Origin of the sequence: Kitasatospora sp. NPDC057542 (assembly GCF_042801945.1) — a bacterium.
GTDB lineage: Bacteria > Actinomycetota > Actinomycetes > Streptomycetales > Streptomycetaceae > Kitasatospora.
The window spans coordinates 1-26,748 of sequence record NZ_JBHVFE010000071.1 but is presented as its reverse complement, the minus strand read 5'-3'; the positions used below and the strand labels follow the sequence as shown (position 1 = coordinate 26,748).

At 72.3% G+C, this 26,748-nt stretch carries 22 protein-coding genes and 1 pseudogene; 12 read left to right on the top strand and 11 right to left on the bottom strand.

From position 1 onward, the window contains the following. Nucleotides 1–35: 35 nt before the first annotated feature. From ACFU7Y_RS12250 to ACFU7Y_RS12235, 4 genes and pseudogenes are all read right to left on the bottom strand, one after another. A complete protein-coding gene (locus ACFU7Y_RS12250; RefSeq protein WP_224281316.1) occupies nt 36–926 on the bottom strand; it encodes a metal-dependent hydrolase in 891 nt (296 codons plus the stop codon). Nucleotides 927–1,021: 95 nt separating this feature from the next. After that, a complete protein-coding gene (locus ACFU7Y_RS12245; RefSeq protein ID WP_380767712.1) occupies nt 1,022–1,999 on the bottom strand; it encodes a Yip1 family protein in 978 nt (325 codons plus the stop codon). Nucleotides 2,000–2,203: 204 nt separating this feature from the next. After that, nucleotides 2,204–3,277 (bottom strand): annotated as a pseudogene (locus ACFU7Y_RS12240) (sugar phosphate nucleotidyltransferase); the annotation flags it as partial. Nucleotides 3,278–3,617: 340 nt separating this feature from the next. After that, nucleotides 3,618–5,843 (bottom strand): heterodisulfide reductase-related iron-sulfur binding cluster, encoded by a 2,226-nt coding sequence (locus ACFU7Y_RS12235; RefSeq protein ID WP_380767711.1) that lies wholly within the window; start codon nt 5,841–5,843, stop codon nt 3,618–3,620. Nucleotides 5,844–6,151: 308 nt separating this feature from the next. Here ACFU7Y_RS12235 and dnaK point away from each other — a divergent pair, with 308 nt between their 5' ends. From dnaK to ACFU7Y_RS12210, 5 genes are all read left to right on the top strand, one after another. Next, complete coding sequence (gene dnaK / locus ACFU7Y_RS12230; RefSeq protein ID WP_224281945.1) at nt 6,152–7,993, top strand: molecular chaperone DnaK; 1,842 nt, start codon at nt 6,152–6,154, stop codon at nt 7,991–7,993. Continuing rightward, a complete protein-coding gene (grpE, locus tag ACFU7Y_RS12225; RefSeq protein ID WP_224281946.1) occupies nt 7,990–8,610 on the top strand; it encodes a nucleotide exchange factor GrpE in 621 nt (206 codons plus the stop codon). Before dnaK ends, grpE begins: the two co-directional genes overlap by 4 nt. A 249-nt stretch (nt 8,611–8,859) precedes the next feature. Beyond that, nucleotides 8,860–10,020 carry a molecular chaperone DnaJ gene (gene dnaJ, locus ACFU7Y_RS12220; protein WP_224281947.1) on the top strand — a complete coding sequence of 387 codons (1,161 nt, stop codon included), beginning with the start codon at nt 8,860–8,862 and terminating at the stop codon, nt 10,018–10,020. A 7-nt stretch (nt 10,021–10,027) separates the two neighbouring features. Beyond that, a complete protein-coding gene (locus ACFU7Y_RS12215; protein WP_224281949.1) occupies nt 10,028–10,558 on the top strand; it encodes a heat shock protein transcriptional repressor HspR in 531 nt (176 codons plus the stop codon). A 191-nt stretch (nt 10,559–10,749) separates the two neighbouring features. Beyond that, the gene (locus tag ACFU7Y_RS12210; protein WP_224281951.1) at nt 10,750–11,751 is read left to right on the top strand and encodes a helix-turn-helix domain-containing protein; all 1,002 of its coding nucleotides are present in this window, start codon (nt 10,750–10,752) and stop codon (nt 11,749–11,751) included. Nucleotides 11,752–11,882: 131 nt separating this feature from the next. Here the strand turns inward: ACFU7Y_RS12210 and ACFU7Y_RS12205 are convergent, their stop codons facing one another. Then, a complete protein-coding gene (locus tag ACFU7Y_RS12205) occupies nt 11,883–12,146 on the bottom strand; it encodes a hypothetical protein (protein ID WP_224281953.1) in 264 nt (87 codons plus the stop codon). A 231-nt stretch (nt 12,147–12,377) separates the two neighbouring features. Between ACFU7Y_RS12205 and ACFU7Y_RS12200 the strand changes: the two genes are divergently transcribed. Then, the gene (locus ACFU7Y_RS12200) at nt 12,378–12,995 is read left to right on the top strand and encodes a hypothetical protein (RefSeq protein WP_051709310.1); all 618 of its coding nucleotides are present in this window, start codon (nt 12,378–12,380) and stop codon (nt 12,993–12,995) included. A gap of 39 nt (nt 12,996–13,034) precedes the next feature. On the opposite strand, the gene ACFU7Y_RS12195 is transcribed toward ACFU7Y_RS12200, so the two are convergent. The 4 genes from ACFU7Y_RS12195 to ACFU7Y_RS12180 all read right to left on the bottom strand — a co-directional run bounded on the left by ACFU7Y_RS12195 (nt 13,035) and on the right by ACFU7Y_RS12180 (nt 17,040). Further along, nucleotides 13,035–13,316 (bottom strand): hypothetical protein, encoded by a 282-nt coding sequence (locus ACFU7Y_RS12195; protein ID WP_224281955.1) that lies wholly within the window; start codon nt 13,314–13,316, stop codon nt 13,035–13,037. Then, the gene (locus ACFU7Y_RS12190; protein ID WP_380767707.1) at nt 13,309–14,277 is read right to left on the bottom strand and encodes a LuxR C-terminal-related transcriptional regulator; all 969 of its coding nucleotides are present in this window, start codon (nt 14,275–14,277) and stop codon (nt 13,309–13,311) included. The genes ACFU7Y_RS12195 and ACFU7Y_RS12190 overlap by 8 nt, the downstream gene beginning before the upstream one ends. Beyond that, on the bottom strand, nt 14,267–15,256 hold the full coding sequence (locus ACFU7Y_RS12185; RefSeq protein WP_224283671.1) for a LuxR C-terminal-related transcriptional regulator: 990 nt from the start codon (nt 15,254–15,256) through the stop codon (nt 14,267–14,269). The genes ACFU7Y_RS12190 and ACFU7Y_RS12185 overlap by 11 nt, the downstream gene beginning before the upstream one ends. Before the next feature lie 674 nt (nt 15,257–15,930). Further along, nucleotides 15,931–17,040, bottom strand: coding sequence for a TDT family transporter (locus tag ACFU7Y_RS12180; protein WP_224283670.1), 1,110 nt, complete (start codon nt 17,038–17,040; stop codon nt 15,931–15,933). A 70-nt stretch (nt 17,041–17,110) separates the two neighbouring features. Between ACFU7Y_RS12180 and ACFU7Y_RS12175 the strand changes: the two genes are divergently transcribed. Beyond that, on the top strand, nt 17,111–18,064 hold the full coding sequence (locus tag ACFU7Y_RS12175; RefSeq protein WP_224283669.1) for a LysR family transcriptional regulator: 954 nt from the start codon (nt 17,111–17,113) through the stop codon (nt 18,062–18,064). 116 nt (nt 18,065–18,180) lie between these two features. Continuing rightward, nucleotides 18,181–20,787, top strand: a complete 2,607-nt coding sequence (clpB, locus tag ACFU7Y_RS12170) for an ATP-dependent chaperone ClpB (RefSeq protein WP_224283668.1) — start codon at nt 18,181–18,183, stop codon at nt 20,785–20,787. Between the two features lie 90 nt (nt 20,788–20,877). Here the strand turns inward: clpB and ACFU7Y_RS12165 are convergent, their stop codons facing one another. Continuing rightward, entirely contained in the window at nt 20,878–21,162 is a 285-nt protein-coding gene (locus ACFU7Y_RS12165; protein WP_224284253.1) for a helix-turn-helix domain-containing protein, read from the bottom strand. Nucleotides 21,163–21,543: 381 nt separating this feature from the next. Between ACFU7Y_RS12165 and ACFU7Y_RS12160 the strand changes: the two genes are divergently transcribed. Beyond that, nucleotides 21,544–22,101: a YbjN domain-containing protein gene (locus ACFU7Y_RS12160; RefSeq protein ID WP_224284252.1), complete on the top strand. Its 558-nt coding sequence runs from the start codon at nt 21,544–21,546 to the stop codon at nt 22,099–22,101. 120 nt (nt 22,102–22,221) lie between these two features. Then, entirely contained in the window at nt 22,222–23,382 is a 1,161-nt protein-coding gene (locus ACFU7Y_RS12155) for a pyridoxal phosphate-dependent aminotransferase (RefSeq protein ID WP_224284251.1), read from the top strand. Nucleotides 23,383–23,389: 7 nt separating this feature from the next. Here ACFU7Y_RS12155 and ACFU7Y_RS12150 read toward each other — a convergent pair whose 3' ends face one another. Beyond that, the gene (locus ACFU7Y_RS12150) at nt 23,390–23,536 is read right to left on the bottom strand and encodes a hypothetical protein (protein ID WP_380767704.1); all 147 of its coding nucleotides are present in this window, start codon (nt 23,534–23,536) and stop codon (nt 23,390–23,392) included. 752 nt (nt 23,537–24,288) lie between these two features. On the opposite strand from ACFU7Y_RS12150, the gene ACFU7Y_RS12145 reads away from it, so the two are divergent. Continuing rightward, on the top strand, nt 24,289–24,819 hold the full coding sequence (locus tag ACFU7Y_RS12145) for a DUF2617 family protein (protein WP_224284249.1): 531 nt from the start codon (nt 24,289–24,291) through the stop codon (nt 24,817–24,819). Nucleotides 24,820–24,973: 154 nt separating this feature from the next. Beyond that, nucleotides 24,974–26,620 carry a polyamine aminopropyltransferase gene (locus ACFU7Y_RS12140; RefSeq protein ID WP_380767702.1) on the top strand — a complete coding sequence of 549 codons (1,647 nt, stop codon included), beginning with the start codon at nt 24,974–24,976 and terminating at the stop codon, nt 26,618–26,620. Nucleotides 26,621–26,748: the final 128 nt, after the last annotated feature.

Below are 26,748 nucleotides of genomic sequence, written 5' to 3'. Positions count from 1 at the left end.
CCCCTCACCGCGAGGGGTGGCCGCCCGCGGCGTTCTCAGGCCCGCTTGGGGCTGGTGACGGCGACCAGCTCGGTGCCGTCCTCGGACAGCCGCAGTTCGGTGCGCAGCTCGGCCAGCTCGCCGAGGTGGTGCAGGTGGGTGCCGCCGCAGAAGATCTGCGCGCCGCCCTCGGGAAGCTCGCAGTGCCACTGGCGGCGGGCCGTGAGCTCGGGGCCGGGCACCTCGATGCGGACCGGGGCGTCGGCGGCGACCCAGGCGGCCAGCCGGGCGTTGACGGCCTCGGTGAGGGCCGGCAGGGCGTCGGCGAGGGCCGGGAACTCCTCGGTGGCGTCCACCGTGAAGCCCTTCTTCTTCAGCGACTTGCCGAGCCGGTAGGTGTCAGTGCTGGCCGCGGTGTCCATCACCGAGCTCGCCATGGCGAGGCTGTCGAAGTCCGGGTGGCCGAAGGCGTCCGAGCGGCCCGGGTCCTTGCGCCAGCGCGGGGCGAGCGCGGCGTTCAGGGCGAGGGCGAGCAGGTGGCAGCCGCTGTGCGAGGCGCTGAGGGCGCCCCGGCGCTCGGCGTCGACGGCGAGCGCGACGGTGCGGCCGACGAGGTCGCCGGGGTCGGTGTCGAGGACGTGCAGGACCAGCCAGGACCACTCCTCGTCACCACGCCGGACCGGGATGTCGGCGCCGACCAGCAGCTCCCCGCCCTCCGGGCCGACGGCGCCGGTCAGGCAGTCGACCACGGCCAGCTCGGTGCCGTCCACGGTCAGGGTGCCGAGGTCGGCCGGCTGGTCGGGCCAGGTGTGGTCGAGCGGGTGGAACGGGGTCGCCTCGGTGACGACGGCGTACCGGCCGTCGGCCAGCGGGTGCACCGCGAGCACCGGGGACTCGCCGGTCACCGCCCCGGCCGGGAAGCTGACGTGGGTGGTGGGGAGGGTCATGCCTGGCTCCGGTGAAGGTGGGACGACGAGGGTGGGGCGGGCCCGGCGCTCGGCCGTGGCCCGCCCCCCATTCTGCCCTCCGCCCGTCGGACCCCTCAGCCCAGCGTCGGCAGTTTGATCAGCACCAGCAGCGCGACCAGCTGCACCGCCGAGGCGGCCGCGGCCTTGCCCCAGGGCAGGTCGTGCAGCCGCCGGACCATGCTGGTCAGCAGGTACGCGCAGAGCATCCAGGTGGCCCAGCCGACGACCTGGACGACGGCGCTGCCGGAGGGCAGCACCAGGTCGAGCAGCAGCCGGGGCGCGTCGGTGAGCCAGCCGATCAGCGCGGCCAGGCCGACGGTGGACTTCCACGGGCCGTCGCCGCCCAGCTGGCGGGCCAGCGCGTAGGTGACCCCGCCGAAGAGCGCGCCGGTCACGGTGAAGCCGATGGCGGCGGCGAGGATGCCGGTCAGCGCCACGGTGAAGGTCGAGTTGACGATGTCGTCGTGGGTCAGCCCGATGCCGAGCACCGCGAGCGCGCCGTACAGCAGCGAGACGGCGAGGGCGGGCAGCCAGACCTGGTGGTCGCGGGTGCGGTCGAAGATCGCGGTCGGGGTGCGGAACAGGCCGGTGAACAGCTCGCGCCAGTGCGGCCGGGGCCCGGCGACGTGCGGGGCGGACTGGCCGCCGGCCCGGTAGACGGCGACGTTGTCCTGGCCGTACGGCTGCTGGTCGTAGCCCTGGTCCGGGCCGTAGCCCTGGTCGGGGCCGTAACCCTGGTCCGGACCGTAGCCCTGCGCGGGCCCGTACGGCGGCTGCTGCCCGTACGGACCTCCGGCCGCGTAGGGGTCGCCGACCGGGAAGGCCCGGGTGTTGCCGGGCCGGTCCGCCTCGTACGGGTCGTATCCGTCCCCCGCCCTGTGCCCCGGGCCGCCGCGCGTGCCGCCGGGCCCGCCGGGGACCTCCGCGTGCGGGGCCGTGAAGTACTCCGGCCCGTCCGTCCCCCCGTGCCCCCCGGGCGGCGGCGGAGGGGCCGACCATCCGCCGTGCGGACGGTCGGCGCCCTGACCGCTGTCGTATCGATTACCAGCCACGGTCCGAAGGTACCCGTCCGGCCCGGCCCGCGTCGGCCCCGGACGGAGCCGGGGCCGGTTTGCAGCGAGGCTGAGACGAACGGGGCCGAAAACCCGCGGAACGGGGCCCCGGCCCCAGGGCTCCAGGGCCTAGCGCTGTGCGCCGATCGACGGCCCGTGCACCGCCGCGGCCGCGCTGGTGCCGGCCGGGCAGCCGCCCGGGCCGGCCGAGGTGCGGACGGCGCCGACCGGCAGCAGGGTGCCGCAGGCGATCCGGATGCCGTTCGGCAGCTCGTTGTCCGACTCCACGATCGCGCCGTCGCCGATCACCGCGCCGTCCAGCGCCGAACGGTCGCCGACGGTGGCGAAGGCGCCCACGATCGAATCCTTGACCAGGGCGTCCGGGCCGATCACCGCACCCGGCAGGATCACGCTGCCCTCGACGATCGCGCCGGCCTCGACCACCGCGTCCTCGGAGACCACGGTGCCGCCGCTGAGCACCGCGCCCGGGTGGACGGTGGCACCGGGCAGCAGCAGGGCATCGCCGGTCGGGCCGGGGACGGCCGGGGAGTCGACCTTGCCGAGCACCAGGTCGGCCGAGCCGCGGACGAAGGCCGCCGGGGTGCCCAGATCCAGCCAGTACGAGGTGTCGACGACGCCGCGCAGCAGCGCGCCGGTGGCCAGCAGCTCGGGGAAGGTCTCGCGCTCGACGGACACCTCCCGGCCGGCCGGGATGCGGTCGATCACGGACCGGGTGAAGACGTAGCAGCCGGCGTTGATCTGGTCGGTGACGATCTGCTCCGGGGTCTCCGGCTTCTCCAGGAACTCCAGCACCCGCCCGTCCTCGTCGGTCGGGACGAGGCCGAAGGCGCGCGGGTCCTCGACCCGGGTCAGGTGCAGGGTGACGTCGGCCCCGGCGGCCACGTGGCCGTCGCGCAGGGCGGCGATGTCGACGCCGGAGAGGATGTCGCCGTTGAAGACCAGGACCGGCTCGTCCGGACCGCAGGTCAGGCCGGAGGCCGCGTTGCGGATGGCTCCGCCGGTGCCCAGCGGCTCGCGCTCGGTCAGGTAGACCAGCTCGATGCCGTACGGCGTGCCGTCCTGGAAGTGGTCCTCGAACACCTCGGCCAGGTACGAGGTGGCCAGCACGACGCGGGTGACGCCGGCGGCGGCCGCGCGGGCCAACTGGTGCGCGATGAACGGGACACCTGCCACCGGCAGCATCGGCTTGGGGGTGTGGGTGGTCAGCGGACGCAGTCGCGTGCCCTTACCACCGACCAGCATGATTGCCTCGGTCATGGTCTGCGCTGTTCCCCTTGTGGTCTCTGCGGCCCGGCCCGGCGGGCCGACACCTCGTCGTCGGTCTGGACCCGTCCGGCCGGCGCGGGTCGCCACCCGCCCGGGGCTTCCGTCCGGAACGGGTCGACCGGCACGAGGCCGGTCCGGGCCTACTGTATTTGCTTCCGACCGAATACCCGTCCGGCACCTGTGCGATTGCCGCCACGCCCCCGTGCGCCGGCCGTACCGGAGCGGGCCGTGCGAGCCACCCGAAAGCCCAGGCCCGGCGGTCGCGTTGACGGCGACCACCGGGCCGGGCAGTTGTAGCAGAACTGTCGAACAGCGGGCTCTGCGGCGGTCGCTACGCGTCCACCGTCGCGGGCTGCTCCTCGCTCTCGGCCGGCGGGAGGGCCTTCACCGAGTCGAGCAGCAGCTGGGCCACGTCGACCACCTTCAGGTGCTCCTTGGCCGCGCCCTCGTTCTTCTTGCCGTTGACCGAGTCGGAGAGCATCACCAGGCAGAACGGGCAGGCGGTGGAGACGATGTCCGGGTTGAGCGACAGCGCCTCGTCCACGCGTTCGGTGTTGATCCGCTTGCCGATGCGCTCCTCCATCCACATCCGGGCACCGCCGGCGCCGCAGCAGAAGCCGCGCTCCTTGTGCCGGTGCATCTCCTGCTGGCGCAGGCCGGGGACCTTGTCCATGATCGCGCGCGGCGGCGTGTAGACCTTGTTGTGGCGGCCCAGGTAGCAGGGGTCGTGGTAGGTGATCAGGCCCTCGACCGGGTGGACCGGGACGAGCTTGCCCTCGTCGATGAGGTGCTGGAGCAGCTGGGTGTGGTGGATGACCTCGAAGTGGCCGCCCAGCTGCGGGTACTCGTTGGCGATGGTGTTGAAGCAGTGCGGGCAGGTGGCCACGATCCGCTTGACCGGGGCGTCCTCCAGGGCCGCGTTCAGCGTCTCCACGTTCTGCGCACCGAGCATCTGGAACAGGAACTCGTTGCCCAGGCGGCGGGCGGAGTCACCGGTACAGGACTCCTCCTTGCCGAGGATCGCGAACTTCACGCCCGCGGTGTGCAGCAGCTCGGCGAAGGCCTTGGTGGTCTTCTTGGCGCGGTCCTCCAGGGCGCCGGCGCAGCCGACCCAGTAGAGGTACTCGACCTCGGCGGGGTCGATGTCCTCACCGATCACCGGCACCTCGATGCCGGTCTCCTTCTTGAGCTCCTTGACCCAGTCCAGGCGCGCCTTGGTGGCCATGCCCCACGGGTTGCCCTTGTTCTCCAGGTTCTTGAGCATCGTCCCGGCCTCGGTCGGGAACGAGGACTCGATCATCACCTGGTAGCGGCGCATGTCCACGATGTGGTCGATGTGCTCGATGTCCACCGGGCACTGCTCGACGCAGGCGCCGCAGGTGGTGCAGGACCACAGCACGTCCGGGTCGATGACGCCGTTCTCCTCGACGGTGCCGATCAGCGGGCGCTCGGCCTCGGCCAGGGCGGCCGCCGGGACGTCCTTGAGCTGCTCGGAGGTGGCCTTCTCCTCGCCCTCCGCGTCCTTGCCGCCGCCGGCCAGCAGGTACGGCGCCTTGCCGTAGGCGTGCTCGCGCAGGCTCATGATCAGCAGCTTCGGGGAGAGCGGCTTGCCGGTGTTCCAGGCCGGGCACTGCGACTGGCAGCGGCCGCACTCGGTGCAGGTGGAGAAGTCGAGGATGCCCTTCCAGGAGAAGTGCTCGACCTGGGAGACGCCGAAGACGGCGTCCTCGGCCGGGTCCTCGAAGTCGATCGGCTGACCGTTGCTGGTCATCGGACGGAGGGCGCCGAGCGCGGTGCCGCCGTCCTCCTCACGCTTGAAGTAGATGTTGAAGAAGCCGAGGAAGCGGTGCCAGGCCACGCCCATCGAGGGGTTGAGGCCGATGGTGGTCGCCCACGCGAACGAGATGCAGATCTTCAGCATCGCGAACAGGTAGATCAGGTTCTCCAGCGTGCCGTGCGACAGGCCGCTGAACGCGGAGACCAGCGGGTACGAGACCAGGTGCTCCGGCCCGTACGAGTCGACGCCGTTGAGGGCGCCCTCCAGGGCGCGCAGCATCAGGATGCACAGGCCGATGCCGAGGATCGTGTACTCGACGTAGAAGGCCTGCCAGGCGATCGAGCCGGCGAACCGGGACTTGCGGCCGGACCTGGACGGCAGGCTCATCAGCCGGATCACGATCAGGACCAGGATGCCCAGCGTGGTCAGGGTGCCGATCAGCTCGACGAAGAGCTGCCAGATCATCCAGTGGCCGATGATCGGCAGCGCGAAGTCGGCGTCGAAGAGCTGGCCGAAGGCGTTGACGATGGTCAGCACCAGGCTGAAGAAGCCGACCGCGACGAACCAGTGGGCGACGCCGACGATCCCCCAGCGGTTCATCCTGGTGTGGCCGACGAACTCGGTCGCGACGGTCTTCACCCGCTGGGCGGGCTGCCCGAAGCGGGTGGAGTCCGGCGCACCGGTGCGGACCACCTTGTAGATGTACAGCGCCGCACGGGCGGCGAGCGCGGTGCCGATCACGAATGTGACCAGCGAGATGACGATCGCTGCTAGCTGCATCGGCTCTCCGTCTCCTGCGGCTTTGCGGTTGAGCAGGCTCTGCGGTTCTACGGTCTTCGGATTGAGTGTACTGGTCGGTAACTTGCCGGGCCGACGGCCCGGACATTACCGGTGGACAACAGTTCTCCAGAAGATTCCCAACCTATGGCGGCAGTCACGTGGGCGCACCCCCACCCGGCGTGGCGGACCACCCGGAGCGGGCGAGCTCAGCAAAGTTGAGCGGCTCGCACTCATACCTGTTGACGCCGCCCGCCGGGTCGTGCATCCTTGAGCCCGTAAAGCTCAACTCTTCCGTGGAGGTATCTACGATGGCACGCGCGGTCGGCATCGACCTCGGTACGACGAACTCGGTCGTCAGCGTTCTGGAGGGTGGCGAGCCCACCGTCATCACGAACGCCGAGGGCGCGCGGACCACGCCGTCCGTCGTCGCCTTCGCCAAGAACGGCGAGGTCCTGGTCGGCGAGGTGGCCAAGCGCCAGGCGGTCACCAACGTCGACCGCACCATCCGCTCGGTGAAGCGCCACATGGGCACCGGGTGGAAGATCAACATCGACGGCAAGGACTTCAACCCCCAGCAGATCTCGGCCTTCGTGCTGCAGAAGCTCAAGCGGGACGCCGAGGCCTACCTGGGCGAGACCGTCACCGACGCCGTCATCACCGTCCCGGCGTACTTCAACGACTCGGAGCGCCAGGCCACCAAGGAGGCCGGTGAGATCGCGGGCCTCAACGTCCTGCGCATCGTCAACGAGCCCACCGCGGCCGCCCTGGCCTACGGCCTGGACAAGGACGACCAGACCATCCTGGTCTTCGACCTCGGCGGCGGCACCTTCGACGTCTCCCTGCTGGAGATCGGCGACGGGGTCGTCGAGGTGAAGGCCACCAACGGTGACAACCACCTCGGCGGCGACGACTGGGACCAGCGCGTCGTCGACCACCTGGTCAAGGTCTTCCAGTCCGGCCACGGCGTCGACCTGTCCAAGGACAAGATGGCCCTGCAGCGTCTGCGCGAGGCTGCCGAGAAGGCGAAGATCGAGCTGTCCTCGTCCTCCGAGACCTCGATCAACCTGCCCTACATCACGGCCTCCGCCGAGGGCCCGCTGCACCTGGACGAGAAGCTCACCCGCGCCCAGTTCCAGCAGCTGACCGCGGACCTGCTGGAGCGCTGCAAGGTCCCGTTCCACAACGTGATCAAGGACGCCGGCATCTCGCTCTCCGAGATCGACCACGTCGTCCTGGTCGGTGGCTCGACCCGCATGCCCGCCGTCGCCGAGCTCGTCAAGGAGCTGACCGGCGGCCAGGACGCCAACAAGGGCGTCAACCCGGACGAGGTCGTCGCCATCGGCGCCGCGCTCCAGGCCGGTGTCCTCAAGGGCGAGGTCAAGGACGTCCTGCTCCTGGACGTCACCCCGCTGTCCCTCGGCATCGAGACCAAGGGCGGCATCATGACCAAGCTGATCGAGCGCAACACCACGATCCCGACCAAGCGTTCCGAGATCTTCACCACGGCCGAGGACAACCAGCCGTCCGTGCAGATCCAGGTCTACCAGGGCGAGCGCGAGATCGCCGCGTACAACAAGAAGCTCGGCATGTTCGAGCTGACCGGCCTGCCGCCGGCGCCGCGCGGCCTGCCGCAGATCGAGGTCACCTTCGACATCGACGCCAACGGCATCATGCACGTCGGTGCCAAGGACCTCGGCACCGGCAAGGAGCAGAAGATGACCGTCACCGGCGGCTCCTCGCTGCCGAAGGACGAGGTCGACCGCATGCGCCGCGAGGCCGAGCAGTACGCCGAGGACGACCACAAGCGCCGCGAGGCCGTGGAGACCCGCAACTCCGCCGAGCAGCTCGTCTACTCGACCGAGAAGTTCATCGCCGACAACGCCGACAAGCTGCCGGGCGACGTCAAGACCGAGGTCGAGACCGCCATCGGCGAGCTCAAGGAGGCCCTGAAGGGCGAGGACATCGCGAAGATCCGCGAGGCCTCGGAGAAGGTCTCCACCACCGCGCAGAAGCTCGGCCAGGCGCTGTACGCCAACGCCGACGCCCCCGCCGGTGCCGCCGCCTCCGGGGACTCCGCCCAGGCCAAGGACGACGACGTCGTCGACGCCGAGATCGTGGACGACGAGAAGCCCAAGGGCGGTGCGGCATGACGGACAAGCCGCAGGGCGGCAAGCCCGGCGACGACTCCGCCGCCGAGGAGGCCGTGATCAAGGCTGCCGAGGAGGCCGCCGCGGCCGGTGCCGGCGAGTCCGGTTCGGAGGACCTCGCCACCGCCAAGCGCGAGCTCGCCGAGCGCACCGGTGACCTCCAGCGCCTCCAGGCCGAGTACCAGAACTACCGCAAGCGGGTCGAGCGCGACCGGCTGACCGTCCGCGAGATCGCCGTCTCCAACATCCTGGAGTCGCTGATCCCGGTCCTGGACGACATCGGCCGCGCCCGCGAGCACGGCGAGGTCACGGGCGGCTTCAAGTCCGTCGCCGAGTCGCTGGAGACGGTCGTCGCCAAGCTGGGCCTCCAGCAGTTCGGCAAGGAGGGCGAGCCCTTCGACCCGACCATGCACGAGGCGCTGATGCACAGCTACTCCTCGGACGTCACCGAGGACACCTGCGTGCAGATCCTCCAGCCCGGCTACCGCATCGGCGAGCGGATCATCCGCCCGGCGATGGTGGCCGTCGCGGAGCCCCAGCCCGGCAGCCAGGCGTCCTCCTCGGACGCCGAGGCGAAGTCCGCCGACACGGACAAGTCCGACGGTGGCTCGGACAGCTGACAACCTGTGACAGCTGACAACCAGTGCGCTGCGGAGTCGTACGCCGGCCAGTACGGCGGCCGGCTCCGCAGCGCGCTGTCAACGGCTCTTCTTTCAGTTGCTGTTGACAGCACAGTGACGATGGACTCGGGAGGTGGCGGAAGCCGTGAGCGAGCGCAGCATGGGGGTCCCCCCTGCCGAAGGCTGGGGGAGAACCGTTGAGGGGCGCGTGTACCGCTCAGCGGCTGCCGCGCGCAGCGAGGTGGACGCATGAGCGGTAAGGACTACGTGGAGAAGGACTACTACAAGGTCCTCGGCGTGCCCAAGGACGCCACCGCCACCGAGATCAAGAAGACCTACCGCAAGCTCGCGCGCGAGTTCCACCCCGACGCCAACAAGGGTGACTCCAAGGCCGAGGAGCGGTTCAAGGACATCTCCGAGGCGTACGACGTCCTCTCCGACGAGAAGCGCCGCAAGGAGTACGACGAGGCCCGCAGCCTCTTCGCCAACGGCGGCTTCCGGGCCGGCGGCGGCCCCGGCGGCACCGGCAGCTACAGCTTCGACTTCGGCGACCTCTTCAGCGGCAGCCAGGGCGGCAGCGGTGGCGGCGGCATCGGCGACGTCTTCGGTGGCCTCTTCAACCGCGGCGGCACCCGGCAGGCCCAGCCCCGGCGCGGCGCCGACGTCGAGACCGAGGTGACGCTCTCCTTCGAGGAGGCGGTGGACGGCGCGACCGTCCCGCTGCGGATGACCAGCCAGGCCCCCTGCCGCGGTTGCAACGGCACCGGCGCCAAGTCCGGCACCACGCCGCGGGTCTGTCCGACCTGCGTCGGCGCGGGCACCGTCAGCCGCGGCCAGGGCGCCTTCGCGCTCTCCGAGCCGTGCAAGGACTGCCGCGGCCGGGGAATGATCGTCGACGACCCCTGCCCCGACTGCCACGGCAGCGGCCGAGCCAGCTCGGCCCGCACCATGCAGGTCCGGATACCGGCCGGCGTCCAGGCCGACCAGCGCATCCGGCTCAAGGGCAAGGGCGCCCAGGGCGAGCGCGGCGGGCAGCCCGGCGACCTCTACGTCACCGTGCACGTCGACCCGCACCCGGTCTTCGGGCGCAAGGGCGACAACCTCACCGTCACCGTCCCGGTCGCCTTCCCCGAGGCGGCGCTCGGCGCCACCATCGAGGTGCCCACGCTGAACGGTCCGTCCGTGAAGCTCAAGCTCCCCCCGGGCAGCGCCAACGGCCTCACCATGCGCGCCCGCGGCAAGGGTGCCACCCGCAAGGACGGCACCCGCGGCGACCTCCTCGTCACCGTCGAGGTCGTGGTGCCCCAGCACGTCACCGGTGACGCGCTGAACGCCCTGGAGCAGTACCGCGAGGCCACCGCCTCCGACGATCCGCGAGCCGCCCTCTTCCGGGCGGCGAAGGGAGCGTGACGACCAGATGTCCCCGATGAACCCGATCGACCCCGACACCCCGATCGGCCCCGGCGTCGGCGAGGGCCTGCCCGGCGCCGGCCCCCGCCGCACCCGCCGGGCCGCCGCGGCCCCACCGCAGTACGTCCTCACCGAGGACACCCCGGTGTACGTCATCTCCGTGGCCGCCGAACTGTCCGGCCTGCACCCGCAGACCCTGCGTCAGTACGACCGCCTCGGTCTGGTCTGCCCCGACCGCACCGCCGGCCGCGGCCGCCGCTACTCCGCGCGCGACATCCAGCAGCTGCGCGAGGTCCAGCGGCTCTCCCAGGACGAGGGCATCAACCTGGCGGGCATCAAGCGGATCATCGAGCTGGAGAACCAGGTCACCGCCCTCCAGTCCCGCGTCGCGGAACTGGTCGACTCCCTGGAGGGCGCCGCCACCGCCCTCCGGCAGCGGGAGGCCGCCGTCCACGCCTCCTACCGCCGCGACCTCGTCCCCTACCAGCCCCCCACCCCCCAGTCCAGCGCCCTGGTCGTCTGGCGCCCCAAGCGCTGACGGGACCACTCCACCGGCCGCCGGCCCCTCCTCTCGGGGGGTGCCGGCGGCCGCCGTGCGGTGAGAGAGTGTCGATCCGGCGATCGGCCCGGCTCAGGAGGAGCGGCGATCTCATCGTCAGCAATGGTCACGCGCCCTAGGATCTGAGGGAACGGGTCCCGGCGGGTTTGGGTCAACGGCAAGGAGCCGACATGAGTGGACGAGCTCAACTCGGCCCCATCGCGAGTGGGGCACCGATACTCTCGGCGGAAGCCCGTGCGCTCTTCTTGCGAATCGTCAGCGCCGGTGGCCGCACGCCACAGGTCGCCGCAGCCCCGGAGGAGTCGGGCCCGCAGGACGAATTGATCCGAATAGGACTTCTGGTCCCGGACCTCGATGGAACGGACCACCTGGTTGCCATCGACCCGACCCAGCTCTCGGAGAGCCTCAGCAACGCATGGCAGCGGCAGGCGCTCGACCTTCTTTCCCGGTCCGTCGCACTGCCCGCCGAATTGAGCGAACTTGCCCAGGAGTTCCACACCCCCGGGCAGGGTGGCGGCTCAATCGAGTATGTCCATGGAAAAGTGCTGATAAATCAGAAGATGCAGCAGTACGCCGACGCGGGCACAAAAGAAGCCCTGGCGCTTCAACCGGGGGGACCGAGACCTCCCGAACTATTGGCTTCGGTGATCGACCGGGACCTCGCCATGCTGGGCAACGGCACAGAGATACGGACGATCTACCACGCCAGCACGCGCTACCACCAGCCCACTCGGGACTACGTGGCGCGCCTGGCCAAAGCCGGCGGGCAGTACAGGACCCTCGACGAGCCCTATACCCGCCTCATCGTCATAGACCGGAAAATCGCCGTCATCCCGGTGGCGCACGACTTGAACATGGCGGCGTTCATCCACGAACCGGCCGTGGCGAGCTATCTCGCCGAGCAGGTGTTCGAACCGAGCTGGAGTCGCGCGCTGGACTTCGACGGGGACCGCGCCGTCCCCCAGCAGGTGGTCTCACGGCTTCGCCAGACGATCATCGATCTGTTGCTGGCGGGAACCAACCACAGAGTCATCGCGAGACGCCTGGGAATCAGCGAACGCACCCTGGCACGCCACATCGCCGAGATGCGCGAGGAGCACGGTGTGGACTCCTTGTTCCAACTCGGGTACGCGCTCGCGCAGGCCGAATCCGCCGGCGGGAAACGGCCGTAGGGCCGGCTCGCACCAGTAGCGTCAGCCTGTGCCGGGTCGGGACACGCCCAGACACTCCGTATACGAATCCATGGGCTGCGGCCGAAGCCGCTCGACAGGCGGCCCCGGGTTCGGATCCGCCCGACGCGCGACTAGCCCCAGCTGATGTCGTCGAGCACGGCGACGGAGGCAACGGCCGAGGAATCGGGCGCGCCATGCACCTGGTCGGTCGCGAGGCATCCGCCCAGCAGTGCAGCCGCGCCGACAACCAGAGGCAGAACCGCCTTACGGACGAAACGGCACAAGTGAGACATACCCACCCCTTCTGTCATCTGCTTCGAACGCAGCATCACGGCAAACTTACCGACCACATGTTGCCGCAGGGTGTACGAGCCTGCCAATACCTGCACACCCACGAACGCGTCATCTCCCTGCCAGGCAGTCACATGACACCGGGAAGCCCTGGACGGGGCAGGGGCCACCGATGGACGATCAGTTCGCCCCCGATAGTCCAGCATCAACCGCCAATTCTGTTGCTGTACTGTCAATTTGACCATAGCAGGGCACCGGACAACTTGAAGAAGCAACCACTCTCAACGCCTGCCGGCACCACTTCCTAACCCGGTCGGCCTTTCCCCGGAGTCGACATGACCGAGCCCTACCTGCGTCACCACGACAGCCAGGCCCCTGAGGGTCGGCGTGCACGTGTGTTCCTGGCCGCCCCGCTGATGCGACTGACCGGGCCGGCCGACAGCGTGGTGACCCTCGCCAGCCGGACGCGGCTGACGACGCTCCGCACCACCCTGCTCCGCAGCGGTGCCGCCGTGTACAGCGCGCACCACAGCGACGCCTGGACCATCTCCGGTCGCGCGCCGGAGCCCCGCGTCCCCTCCGACTTCCGCGCCCTCCAGTCCGCCGACCTCGTGTTCGCCTACGTCGGGGCCCCGCTCTCGGCCGGCGTGAGCCTGGAGCTCGGCTGGGCGTCGGCGCTGCGCAAGCCGATCGTCCTCCTGGTCGACGAGGCCATCACCCACAACCCGCTGATCGCCACCATCGAGCAGGTCGCCCCCGTCCTGCCGCTGGTCTTCGACGACACCTGGTCGCAGGAGGCCCTCAACCACACGGTCGAGACCGCGCTGGACTGGGCCGGCATGGCGCTCTCCCTGCGCGAGGGCTTCTGGACCGCCCCCGGCGAGCAGTTCAACGTCCCCCGGCAGCAGCCCCCGGTCCCCGGCTACTGGCCGACCGGCGCCGCCACCGGCTGAGCCGCGGCTACCCACCGGACTCCCCCGTCCGGAATTCCCTCATCCGCCGGCCCGACCGGAACAGCGTCTCCGCGTCGTACGGCTCCCGCAGCCGGGCGATCTGACCGGCCACCGTCCGCTCGCCCAGGCCCTGTACGCCGCGTCCTGCAACTGCGGTACCAGCAGCCCGAGGTCCACCGGTTGCCGGAGCGCCGGCTCGTCCTCCGCACCGACCTCGGCCGCCCGGACCCGGCCGCCCTCGCGCAGGACGGCGGGGTGGAGGGCACGGGCGGCGGCGTCCTGGAGCGTGGCGGAGAGCCGGGTGGCGGGGGTGTCAGTCATGGCGTTCTCCCCGGAGCTGCCAGCCGAGGTGGAAGAGGGTGTGGGCGCCGTAGCGGTCGCGCAGCCGGGAGATGTGGGCGGCGACGGTGCGTTCGCTCACGCCCAGCCGGGTGGCGACGGCCCGTTGGGTGAGGCCGCGGGCGAGCAGCCGGCCGATCCGCACGGTGGTGACGGACGGCGGGTCGAGGTGTCGCCCGGCGGGAGCGGCACGGGCCCAGTCGCGTTCGAACTGGGCGACCAGGTAGGCGACGGTGGTGGGGTCGGTGAGGAAGACGGCCCGGCTGCGGTCCTCGGCGGCGGGGATGACGGCCACCGCGCGATCGAAGACCAGCACCCGCTCGTACGGTTCGGCGAGGACCCGAACCTGGGCGCCCTGTCCGGTGCGCAGGGCGACCTGGTCCCGCACCGCGGGGTCGGCGAGGGTGACGGGCTGGTAGACGGTGCGCAGCGAGCAGCCTCGGCGGAGCAGTGAGAGGTCCTGGGCGAGGGCCATCCGCAGGCCTTCGAGCGGACGCGGTCCGGGCTGGGCGGCCAGGACCTCCTCCCGGCACTCCGAGACGAGCTGGCTGACCCGCCTGCGGACCTCGGCGGTGTCGTCTACGGTGCCGGCCCCGGAACCGACGGCCCCTGGCCCGGCGGCCCCGAGGTCGACGGGCGGGGAGCCCGGGTGGCGGGCCGCGTCGTAGGCGCGGGCCAGCGGCCCGAGGGTGCCCGGGAGCCGTTCGGCGTGCTGCAGCAGGCGGATGGCGCGGGTGCGCAGTTCGAGGCCGAGCCGGTCGCCGAGGGCGCGCGGGCCGGCGGCGGTCCAGCCGGTGGCGGTGGGGGTGAGCAGGCCGCGGGCCACGAGGGCGGCCAGGGCGGGGCGGTCGCCGGGGGCGAGGTCCTCGGGGCGCAGCCGGCCGCCGTTCCGGACGGCGGCGAGGTAGAGGGCCCGCTCGGCCGGGCCGGGCTCATCGGTCATCGCGGGCGCCTCGCATCAGCCAGCCGAGCTGGAAGAGGGTCTGCGCGCCGTAGCGGTCGCGCAGCCGGGAGATGTGGGCGGCGACGGTGCGTTCGCTCAGGCCCAGCCGGGTGGCGACGGCGCGCTGGGTGAGGCCGCGGGCGAGCAGCCGGCCGACGCGGTCGGCGATGGTGCGGGTGGGCGCCTGGCCGACGGCGGCGGCCTCGGCGGTGTCGGCGCGTGCCCAGTCGCGTTCGAAGGTGCCGACCAGGTAGGTGATGGTGGCCGGGTCGGTGATGAAGGCGGCGGTGCTGTTGTCGTCGTTGGCGGAGATCACGGCGACGGACCGGTCGAAGACGATCAGCCGCTGGAAGGGCTCGTCGAGCACGCGGATGAGCGAGCCGTGCCGGGTGACCTCCTCGGCGTAGGCGAGGGCGGGCGGGTCGGCGAGGGCGACCGGCTGGTAGATGGTGCGCAGCGAGCAGCCGCGCTGGAGCAGCTGGACGTCCTGGAGGAGGGCGACCTGGAGGGTGTCGGCGGGCCGGTGGCCCGGCTGTGCGGTGAGGACCTCGGAGCGGCAGTCGGAGACCAGCTGGGAGATCCGCTGGCGGATGTGGACGTGCCCCTCGACGTGGACGGCGCCGCCGGCCCGGCCGGTCGGGCGGGGCATCGCGTCGTAGGCCCGGGTGAGGCTGTCCAGGGCGCCCGGGAGGTTCTCCGCGCGGACCAGCAGCCGGGTGGCCTCGCTGCGCAGTTCGGCGCCCAGGCGGTCGCTGACCGAGCGCGGACTGACCGCGGTGTAGCAGCGGTCCATCGGGTTGACCATCAACAGGCCGATGTCGATGAGCTGTTGGAGCGCGCCCCGGTCGGCGTCCGCGACCTCGCCGGTGGGGACGCGGCCGCCCTCGGCGATGATGGCCAGGTACAGCTGCCGGGCGGCCTCGTCGGGCTCCTCGCCCACGGGCCCGTGGTGCGGCGTGACCGCCGGTTCCGCCGTCACGTCGCACTCTCCCTGCCGGATGCCTCTCCCCTGGTGCTGCCCGCGCTCCCCGCCGCGCGAGTCGCGGCACCGGTGGGCCGGGCGGGCTCACGGTACCGGTGGGCCGGTACGGCGTGATCATGAGTCAGGCGGTCACGGTACCGGGCGGGACGGCGGGCCCCCGGGTCCGGGTGCCGTCGCACGCCGGGTCGTCCGGGGGCCGCCATCGGTACGCCAATGCCAGGGCGCTCCCGTCGAGGCGGAGCAGCAACGCCTCGACGGGTCCGGCTCGGAGGCCATCACCACACATGGCACCGGCCGGCGCTCTTCCCCCCCGTTCCGTGGGCGCGGGGTGTCGCGCCTGCGGTCAGTTTCGAAGAGCGAGTCGCCACCATCAGGCTGCGGTGCCTGGACGACTTGGCGTGTCTCCACCCTCACAGCGTGACGGCCGGTGAACAAGTGCCGCCCGAGTGCATGTTCGCGCAATTGCAGTTATCTGCAGGCCGGCGCGGATGCGGCGGATCGGACGGTGGGGCGGATTCCGGTCAGGGCCCGGGCCCGCAAGGGGTGTCGGCGCTGCCCGGCACCCCTGCTGGTTGGCCGTGCACCGTCATCCCAGCCGTGCACGTTCCTGCATCCGCGGCGTGCTCCTGAGCTGCGCGTCCGCGCGCGGGGACGGACGCGCCGCCGCGGCCTCAGCGGGCGAGCAGCCGCCCCCGCGCCAGCCCGGCCGCGGTACCGCTCGCGGCGAGCACCCAGGCGAACGCCAGCAGCAGGTACAGGCCGACGGCCAGCCCGCTGAAGCCCCCGAAGCCGGTGTGCCGGGCGAGCGCCGAGGCACCGGTGACGCAGGTGCCGACCGGGAAGGTGTACGCCCACCAGGTCATCGCGAACGGCATCCCGGCCCGCCGGGCGCGCAGGTTGGCGGTGAGCGCGACGGCCAGCCAGAGCATCGCGACGCCGATCACCGCCACGCCGTACAGCTCGGCGAGGTCGACCATGGCGGGCGCCAGCGCGGGCAGCACCGGGCGGGCGGCATCGGCGAGCTGGTGGACCGCGGTGACGGACTGGCCGAGCGGGCCGAGCACCAGGAACAGCGAGGGGGTGAGCGCCAGGGCGGGCAGCTTGCTGTGGAACAGCCCGGTGAACACCACCGGCAGCAGCACCAGGGTGGCCAGCAGACCGACCCCGAACAGCGCCCAGCAGCCGTACAGCATGGCCTGCTGCGCCGTCCCGGCCGGCAGGTGCGGGACGAGCGCCGGGCCGCAGGCGGAGGCGACCAGCGGGGCGACCACCGGCAGCAGCCAGGTCGGGTTGGCCTCCAGAGCGGAGACCGGGTGCCGGGTGATCATCAGGTACGGGATGCCGCCGGCCACGGCCAGCGCGTACAGGGTGCCGAGGCTCCACAGCACCGCGTCCAGGGCGACCGCCGGGCCGGTGCCGATGACCCGGGAGCCGAGCAGCAGGGTGCCCAGCCCGACCGCCAGCAACGCCATCGGCGGGCAGCCGTAGAAGACCGCGGTGGCCGGGTTGTCCAGCAGCTGGGCGCGGGCCGCCTCGCGGTGCCGGGTGAGGTGGACCAGCCGGGCCCCGGCCAGCACCAGCAGGGCGGCCAGCGCGAGCGCCCACATCACCTCGCCGAAGCCGGTCAGCCCGGGCAGCCGCACCGGCAGGACGGCGGCGCCGTTCGCCAGGATCGCGGTGCCCATCACGGCGGCGTACCAGTTGGGGCCGAGCTGGGCGAGGTCGAGCCGGGGGCGGACGGCGGGGCGGGCGAGGGGACGGATACCGGCCAGAGTGGACATACCCCCACCGTCGCCCGGAAGACCGGCGGCCGGTAGCGCCCGGACTTCTATGGGGGCATAGCCTGAACCTATGGCCCTCTCCTCGCACGTCCCCGAACTCGGCGCCCTGGAACTGCTGCTCGCGGTGGCCCGGCTGGGCAGCGTCGGCAGGGCGGCGGCCGAGCTGGGCGTCAGCCAGCCGACCGCCAGCGCCCGGATCAAGGGCATGGAGCGGCAGATCGGCCTCCCCCTGCTGGACCGCTCGCCCACGGGCAGCCGGCCGACCGAGGCCGGCCGGCTGGTGGTCGAGTGGGCCCGGCAGGTGGTGGAGGCGGCGCAGGCACTGGACGCCGGGATCGACGCGCTGCGCGAGCGGCGGGACGCCAAGCTGCGGGTGGTGGCCAGCCTGACCGTCGCCGAGTACCTGATGCCCGGCTGGCTGCTGGGCCTGTCCGAGGCCAGCCCGGGGACGGCGGTGACACTGCGGACGGCGAACTCGGCGGAGGTCGCCGGGCACGTCCTGGCCGGGGACGCCGACCTCGGCTTCATCGAGGGCTCGTCCACCCCGCCCGGCCTGGCCGGCGCGGTGGTGGCGGCGGACCGGCTGGTGGTCGTGGTGGCGCCCGGCCACCCGTGGGCGCGCCGCCGCGCCCCGCTGACCGGAGCCGAGCTGGCGGCCACCCCGCTGGTGCTGCGCGAGCCCGGCTCGGGCACCCGGGAGGTGCTGGAGACGGCCCTGCGGCCGTACGGGGGCGCGGCGCGGCCCCGGATGGAGCTGGCCTCGTCCACCGCGCTGAAGGCGGCGGCGATGACCGGGGCGGGGCCGGTCTGCCTGAGCGAGCTGGCGGTGATGGAGGAACTGGCCACCCGGCGGCTGGTCGAGGTGCCGCTGGTGAAGGAGCTGGACCTGCGGCGGCCGCTGCGCGCGGTGTGGCCGGCCGGGCAGCGGCCGGGCGGGCCGGCCCGGGAGCTGCTGGGGCTGACCCGGCAGTCCGTCGCGCGTTCACCGAGAAGTCGGGCAGAAGCCGAGCCCGAAAAAGGTTGAGTGGAATAGACTCAACTTAGTGCATGCTGTACGTAGCAGTGCGGCGATGCGCGACAGCGGGTACGCGGCGCTGTACGCAGCAGCAGTGAAAGACGACGAGGGAGGACCCCCCAGCAGTGGACGCCAGCAAGTTCACCACCAAGACGCAGGACGCCCTGTCCGCCGCGATCCGGCAGGCGGGCACGGCCGGCAACCCGGACGTCAGGCCGGTGCACATCCTGATCGCCCTGCTGGAGCAGCCCGAGGGCATCGCCCGGCCCCTGCTGGAAGCGGTCGGGGCCGATGTCGCCCGGGTCGACACCGAGGCCCGCCGCCAGGCGGCCGCGCTGCCCAGCGCGATGGGCTCGACGGTCGCCGCGCCGCAGCTCGCCCGGGACACCATCGCGGTGCTCACCCAGGCCGGCAAGCGCGCCGACGACCTGGACGACCAGTACGTCTCCACCGAGCACCTGATGGTCGGCCTGGCCGCCGAGGGCGGCCAGGTGGCCGAGCTGCTGGTGCACCAGGGCGCCACGCCGAAGGCGCTGCTCGCCGCGTTCAAGGACGTCCGGGGCAGCGGCCGGGTCACCTCACCGGATCCGGAGGGCACCTACAAGGCGCTGGAGAAGTACGGCACCGACCTCACCCAGGCCGCCCGGGACGGCAAGCTCGACCCGGTGATCGGCCGCGACCACGAGATCCGCCGGGTGGTCCAGGTGCTCTCCCGCCGGACCAAGAACAACCCGGTGCTGATCGGCGAGCCCGGCGTGGGCAAGACCGCCGTGGTCGAGGGCCTGGCCCAGCGCATCGTGGCCGGCGACGTGCCGGAGTCGCTGCGCGGCAAGCGGCTGGTCGCGCTGGACCTCGGCGCGATGGTCGCGGGCGCCAAGTTCCGCGGCGAGTTCGAGGAGCGGCTGAAGGCCGTCCTGAACGACATCAAGGCCTCCGACGGCCAGGTCGTCACCTTCATCGACGAGCTGCACACCATGGTCGGCGCGGGCGCCGGCGGCGACTCCGCGATGGACGCGGGCAACATGCTCAAGCCGATGCTGGCCCGCGGCGAGCTGCGGATGGTCGGCGCCACCACGCTGGACGAGTACCGCGAGCGGATCGAGAAGGACCCGGCCCTGGAGCGCCGCTTCCAGCAGGTGCTGGTCGGCGAGCCCAGCGTGGAGGACTCGATCGCCATCCTGCGCGGCCTCAAGGGCCGGTACGAGGCGCACCACAAGGTACAGATCTCGGACGCCGCGCTGGTCGCCGCGGCCACTCTGTCCAACCGCTACATCACCTCCCGCTTCCTGCCCGACAAGGCGATCGACCTGGTCGACGAGGCGGCCTCCCGGCTGCGGATGGAGATCGACTCCTCCCCGGTCGAGATCGACGAACTCCAGCGCTCCGTGGACCGGTTGCGGATGGAGGAGCTGGCCCTGGAGAAGGAGTCGGACCCTGCCTCGGTGGACCGGCTGGCCCGGCTGCGGCGCGACCTCGCCGACAGGAACGAGCAGTTGAGCGTGCTGACGGCGCGCTGGGAGCAGGAGAAGAAGAGCCTCAACCGGGTCGGCGAGCTCAAGGAGCGGCTGGACGACCTGCACGGCGCGCTCGAACGCGCCCAGCGCGACGGGGACTTCGAGCGGGCGTCCAAGCTGATGTACGCGGAGATCCCGGCCGCCGAGAAGGAACTCACCGACGCCCAGGAGCGTGCCGCAGACCAGGACGCCTCCGCCTCGATGGTCAAGGAGGAGGTCGGCCCGGACGACGTGGCCGACGTGGTCGCCTCCTGGACGGGCATCCCGGCGGGCCGGCTGCTGGAGGGCGAGAGCGCCAAACTCCTGCGCATGGAGGAGGAGTTGGGCAGGCGCCTGATCGGCCAGGCGGAGGCCGTTCAGGCCGTCTCGGACGCGGTGCGGCGCACCCGCTCCGGAATCGCCGACCCGGACCGCCCGACCGGCTCCTTCCTCTTCCTCGGCCCGACCGGCGTCGGCAAGACCGAACTCGCCAAGGCCCTGGCCGACTTCCTGTTCGACGACGAGCGGGCGATGGTCCGGATCGACATGAGCGAGTACGGCGAGAAGCACTCGGTCTCCCGCCTGGTCGGCGCCCCGCCCGGGTACGTCGGATACGAGGAGGGCGGCCAGCTCACCGAGGCGGTCCGCCGCCGCCCGTACAGCGTCGTGCTGCTGGACGAGGTGGAGAAGGCGCACCCGGAGGTCTTCGACGTCCTGCTCCAGGTGCTGGACGACGGGCGGCTCACCGACGGCCAGGGCCGCACGGTGGACTTCCGCAACGCCATCCTGATCCTCACCTCCAACCTCGGCAGTCAGTACCTGGTCGACCCGGCCACCCCGGAGGCGGAGAAGCGGGAGCTGGTGCTGGGCACCGTCCGGTCCGCGTTCAAGCCGGAGTTCCTCAACCGGCTGGACGACATCGTGGTCTTCGAGCCGCTGGGCACCGGCGAGCTGAGCCGGATCGTCGACCTCCAGGTGGCCCGACTGGGCGAGCGGCTGCAGGAGCGGCGGCTCACCCTGGAGGTCTCCGAGGCCGCCCGCGACTGGCTGGCGCTCACCGGCTACGACCCGGCGTACGGCGCCCGCCCGCTGCGCCGACTGGTGCAGTCCGCGATCGGCGACCAGCTGGCCCGGGCGATCCTGTCCGGCGCGGTGCACGACGGGGACACCGTCCTGGTCGAGCGGGACGAGGCGGGCGACCGCCTCACCGTCCGCGGCCGGGGGCCGCTGGAGAAGTAGCGCCGCCGGGCGTCCGGCGCACGGGCCGCTCCCTCCGCTCCGGCGGCCGGGGGCGGCCCGTGCCGCACCCGCGGCCCGCACCGGGCACCGTCACTCGGCCGCCGCCTGCCGCAGCAGCCGCCGCGTCCGGCCCCGCCGGCTGCGCACCAGCCGGTGCAGTTCGGCCACCTGGGCGTCCGGCAGGTCCCAGGTCTGGGTCAGCAGCCGGAGCGTGGACACCCGTGGACAGGACACCCCCCGCTCCAGGTCGCGGATCGACCGCACGCTCAGCCCGGCCGCCTCGCCCAGCTGCTCCTGCGTCATCCCCCGGTCCAGCCGGATGCTCCGCAGCAGCACCCCGAGCGATGCGCCGTCCCCCGTCGCCGCTCCACCCACTCCTGCTCCCCCCTCAATTCCGGACAGTCCACCTCAGGACCGCTCAACTCTCCCGGCCGGCCCGGGACTTGATCGAAGCGAGTACCGTCGCACGCTAACCGCATCCGGTCGGTACGGCAGGCAAACCCCGCGCGCCCGGCGCGTGACGTGGCTCACGCGCCCTCCTCCGGGCGGCCCGCACCCCACCCCGCACACCCTCCGTGACCGCCGCCCGTTCCACCCGCCGCCGAAGGGCGCCGACGACGCCGGGAAGAACGCCCGACGAAGATCGACGCACCCCTCGGTGCCCCTGTGAGCGGAGCCCCGAATGAGGCAGGATGGGAGGTGGAAAGGGCGGCCTCTCATTGCCGGCCACCACGTGCACTGAGGAAGAGGACCCCCATGAGCATCGACCCGTCGTCCATCCCGTCCTTCGGCGTCCCCCAGGGCGGCCAGCCCGGCGGCCAGGGCGGGCGGCCGGCCGGCCCACCGCCGATCATCGTCCCGGACCAGGGCCTGGTCACCCAGCTGCTGGACCAGATGCAGCTCAAGCACGTCGTGGACGAGGAGGGCGACCTCACCGCCCCCTGGGAGGGCTTCCGCGTCTACTACATGTTCCGCGGCGAGCAGAAGGAGCTCTTCGCCGTGCGCGCCTTCTACGACCGCGCGTACCCGCTGGAGAAGAAGGGCGAGATCCTCGACCTGATCGACGAGTGGAACCGCGAGACCCTCTGGCCCAAGGTCTACACCCACACCCACGAGGACGGCGTGGTCCGCCTGATCGGCGAGGCCCAGATGATCGTCGGCACCGGCGTCAACCTGGACTACTTCGTCACCACCACCGCCAACTGGACCCAGGCCGCGGTCGGCTTCGAGCAGTGGATCGTCGAGCGCCTCGGCCTCCAGAACGAGATCGAGGGCGAGGACGGCGAGAGCGACGAGGGCACCGACGAGGCCTGATCCCGTCCCGGCACTCCGGTCCGGCCCGCCACCGCCTCCGCGCCGGTGGCGGGCCGTTCTTGTCCCCGGCCCCCGGCTGTCCCAGGATGGCCCCTGACGACGAGCCGTGAGGAGCCACCGATGGGTACCAGGCCGCTGCTGAACCGCCGACTGGCCAAGATGGGCACGACGATCTTCGCCGAGATGTCCGCCCTGGCCACCGCCACCGGCTCGATCAACCTCGGCCAGGGCTTCCCGGACACCGACGGCCCCGAGGAGGTCCGCGAGGCGGCCGTACGGGCCCTGCGCGAGGGCCGCGGCAACCAGTACCCGCCCGGCCCCGGCATCCCCGAGCTGCGCACCGCCATCGCCGAGCACCAGCGGCACTTCTACGGCCTCTCGTACGACCCGGACACCGAGGTACTGGTCACCGCCGGCGCCACCGAGGCGATCGCGGCGGCCCTGCTGGCACTTCTTGAGCCCGGCGACGAGGTGATCGCCTTCGAGCCGTTCTACGACTCCTACGCCGCCTGCATCGCCATGGCCGGGGCCACCCGGGTCCCGCTCACCCTGCGGGCCCCGTCCTTCCGCCCCGACCCGGACGAACTGCGCTCGCTGATCACCCCGCGCACCCGGCTGCTGCTGATCAACACCCCGCACAACCCCACCGGCACCGTCCTCACCGCCGACGAGCTCGCCACCATCGCCGCGCTCGCCGTCGAGCACGACCTGCTGGTCGTCACCGACGAGGTCTACGAGCACCTCGTCTTCGGCGCCACCCACCACCCGATCGCCACCCTGCCCGGCATGCGCGAGCGCACCGTCACCATCTCCTCCGCCGGCAAGACCTTCTCCTTCACCGGCTGGAAGGTCGGCTGGGTCACCGCGAGCCCGGAGCTGGTCTCGGCGGTACGCACCGCCAAGCAGTACCTGACGTACGTCAGCGCCGGCCCCTTCCAGTACGCCGTGGCCGAGGCCCTGCGGCTGCCCGACACGTACTTCGACACCCTCCGCGCCGACCTGCTGCGCAAGCGCGACCTGCTGCTGGACGGCCTCACCGCGGCCGGCTTCCGGGCCTTCACCCCCGAGGGCACGTACTTCGTCACCACCGACATCACCCCGCTCGGCGAAAAAGACGGCATCGACTTCTGCCGTACCCTGCCCGGGCGTTGCGGCGTCGTCGCCATCCCGAACGCGGTGTTCTACGACGACGTGGACGCCGGACGGAGCCTCGTCCGCTTCACCTTCTGCAAGCAGGACGAGGTCCTCCAGGAGGCTGTCACCCGCTTGCGGCGGCTCTGACGGGCGGCTACCGCGGGGCCGGCGGCATGGCCTCGAAGCCGTCGAACAGGCAGGCGTAGACCTGGGCGAGACAGACCGTCAGCTCCTGGTGGTCAGGGAACGCCACGTACGTCAGGCCGTACCACTGCTCCGGGGACAGAGGCCGGTTCTGCACGACGTGCAGAACCGGCCCGGAGGACAGAACTCCTTCGCTCGACACAATCGGCGAATCAGCACGTCGCGAAGCCGTTCCTCCTCATGCCGGCCGGGAATCTCCCAGGCTGTCCACCCCTTCGGAATGCACCCCGTTCCACTCGATCTCTCCTGTGCGGTTGCGTTCAGCCGCCGATGTAGCCTGGCCTGCTTCACTTTCTGCAAAAGGGCGAGATCCCCCAAGAGTCCACCACCCGTCTGCGGCGCCCGCGATGGGCCGCGCGCCCCCTTTCACGCCCTTCGAACAGAGATGTCCGCGGCCCGACACCAGTTCTGATGGATCCTCAACTTCCTTGATCGGCTTGCCGGTTCACTGCCACCGAGGCATTCCGGCCGACCCTCGCGGCACTCCCCCGCCGCCCTCCACGCCCCGCGCCTGGAGGGCGGCGATATGTGATGCACGCGGACAGCGCACACCCGGCGCGCACGGCGCGCAATCCGGTGCTAGGGACGCGCACTGTGCAAAGTCGTCCATGCACTCGATCAGAGTCGGGAAGCAGGTGCGCTCGAAGCGGTGAATGCTTGACAAAGTTGGGTAAATCACCGGCGGACCCGGCGTATTCGTGCTTCTCTGCTGCTGAATCTCCAGCCGGAATCCTTCCTTCCACGGTCGGCCGCGCCCAGGGCCGCACAGCCACGAACAGCCTCGCCATCGCCTAGGCCTACTCGCTGCTGCTCGGCGGGCGCGCACGGAGCTGAAACGCGGAGCCGAGCATGCTCACCACACTGCAGACCTCCTACACGGACACCCGGGCCGGTGACCTCGCCTGGTGCCTCGGCGGCGAACCGTTGCCCGCTCTCGCCGTCCGCGACCTGAGACTCGACGGAGGCGGCCGCCCGGGCACGTCCGGAACCCTCCAGCTGCGCCTGCTGGGCGCCTCCCACCAGGTCGTGATCGACGCGGGCCCCGGCCGCTGTCTGGAGACCGTCGCCTGCCTGCCCGGCCGCCGCACCCCGCTGCCCGCCCGGGTGGCCAAGCAGGTCGGCGGCTGGGAGTACGAGTTCGCCGCCCGGATCGAGGTGCTGCCCCCGCACGACTTCGCGGCCCGCGCCCAGGAGCTGCTGGCCCTGGTCGAGGGGCACCCGCGGGGCCTCGCCGGGGTCTTCCCGGGCGACCCGAGCGCCTTCACCGCGCTGGTCACCCAGGGCGGCCCGGACCGGCTCCTCTGGCGCACCTGGCACGCCTACCCGCAGGAGGGGCAGCTGGTGTGCACCCGCTCCTCGCTGGTGGTGTCCGGGGCATGACCGCCCGAAGCCCGGACCGGAACACCGATCCGGCCGGAGGCCGCCAGACGCAGACCTACGAATCGCACGCAGGAACGGTTCGTCAATCCGATGTCGCTCACTGTCCGTCGGATGGGCGCAGCCATCCGTCCCTCACGTCCCCTAGCGTTTGTTCGTGATCAACCATCCGGCCGGTCCGCCCGCACGCCCGCGAGTGGACCTCGACGACGGCACCCCACCCCGGCCCGGGCGAGCCCTCGCCCCACTCCTGCCCGCCCGCCGTCGGTCCCGGCTGCGCTCCCGCCCCCGGCTCGCCCGTCTGACCGTCCTGCTGGCCGCGTTCGTCTGCGCGGCCTGCGGACTCGTGTACGAGCTCGAACTCGTGGCGCTCGGCGACTACGTGCTCGGGGACACGGTCACCCAGACCTCCGTCGTGCTCTCCGTCATGGTGTTCGCGATGGGCCTCGGCTCGCTGCTCGCCAAGCGGTTCACCAGCCGGCCCGCCACCGCCTTCGCCCTGGTCGAGTGCGCGCTAGCGCTCACCGGCGGGCTCTCCGTCCTCGCGCTCTACTCCTGCTGGGCCTGGATCGGCCGCTACCAGGCCGCCATGGTCGGCCTCACCTGCCTGATCGGCATCCTGATCGGCGCCGAGATCCCGCTGCTGATGACCCTCATCCAGCGCATCCGGCGCGAGGACGCCGGGCGGGCCGTCGCCGATCTGTTCGCCGCCGACTACGTGGGCGCGCTGATCGGCGGCCTCGCCTTCCCGTTCCTGATCCTGCCCGCCCTCGGACCGGGCGACGGCGCGCTGCTGACCGGCGCGGTCAACGCCGTCGCCGGGGCGGCCCTGGTGCTCTGGCTGTTCCGCGAGGAACCCGCCCGCCGGATACGACGGCTGCTCTGGGGCGGCTGCCTGCTGGTCCTCGCCGTGCTCGCGGCGGCCGCGGCCGGTTCCGACGCCATCGAGCGAGCCGCCCGGCACGCCCTGTACGGCGACCAGGTCCGTTACGCGACCCGCAGCCGGTACCAGGAGATCGTGCTCACCGGCCCCGCCGAGGGCCCGCTCCGGCTCTACCTGAACGGCCGGCTCGCCGTCTGCGGGCCCGACGAGTACCGGGGCAGCGAGGGCCTGGTCCACCCCGCCATGGCGGCCGGCCCGGACGCCCGGGTCCTGCTGCTCGGCGGCGGCGACGGGCTCGCCCTGCGGGAGGTGCTGCGGCACCGGGGCGTCCGCACCGTCCGGCTGGTCGACGCCGACCCCGCCCTCCCCCGGCTCGCCCGCACCGACCCCGGGCTCGCCGCCCTCGGCGGCCGGTCACTGGACGACCCCAGGGTCCGCACCACCGCGGCCGACCCGATGGCCTGGCTGCGCGGCGCGGGCGCCTCCGGCGGGGACGGGCCGTACGACGTGGTGCTCGCCGACCTCCCGGCACCGGCCGACGGCGGGCCGGTCAAGTTCCACTCCCAGGAGTTCTACGGCCTCGCCACCCGGCTGCTCTCGCCCGGCGGCCGGATCGCGGTCCGCGCCGGGAGCGACCTGGACGGCCTCTGGCAGATCGAGTCCGGCCTGCGGACGGCGGGCCTGCGGACCGCCCCGTACGCCGTCCCGGGCAGCGCCACCGCCACCTGCCGCCCGGGCCCGCCGGACGACGCCCAGAACTTCCTCCTCGCCGCCGCCGCCCAGCCCCCGCTCACGCTCGCCCCCGACGCCCCGCCGCCCCGCGCCCTCACCCCCGACACCCTCCACGGCTCCACCACCCGCCTCACCGCCCTCCGCCCCACCCGGCCCCCGGCCGCCCTCACCCTCCTCGGCCCCCGCTGAGGCCGGCCCGGAGGGCCCGGGCGTACGCCAGCGGGCCGGGAGGGGGCTCATGGGCCCGGACCGGCTCGCGGGCGGTCGGCGGAAAGCGGCGATCGGCTCGCAGCCCTCCCGTCTTCTGCGCAGGAAGT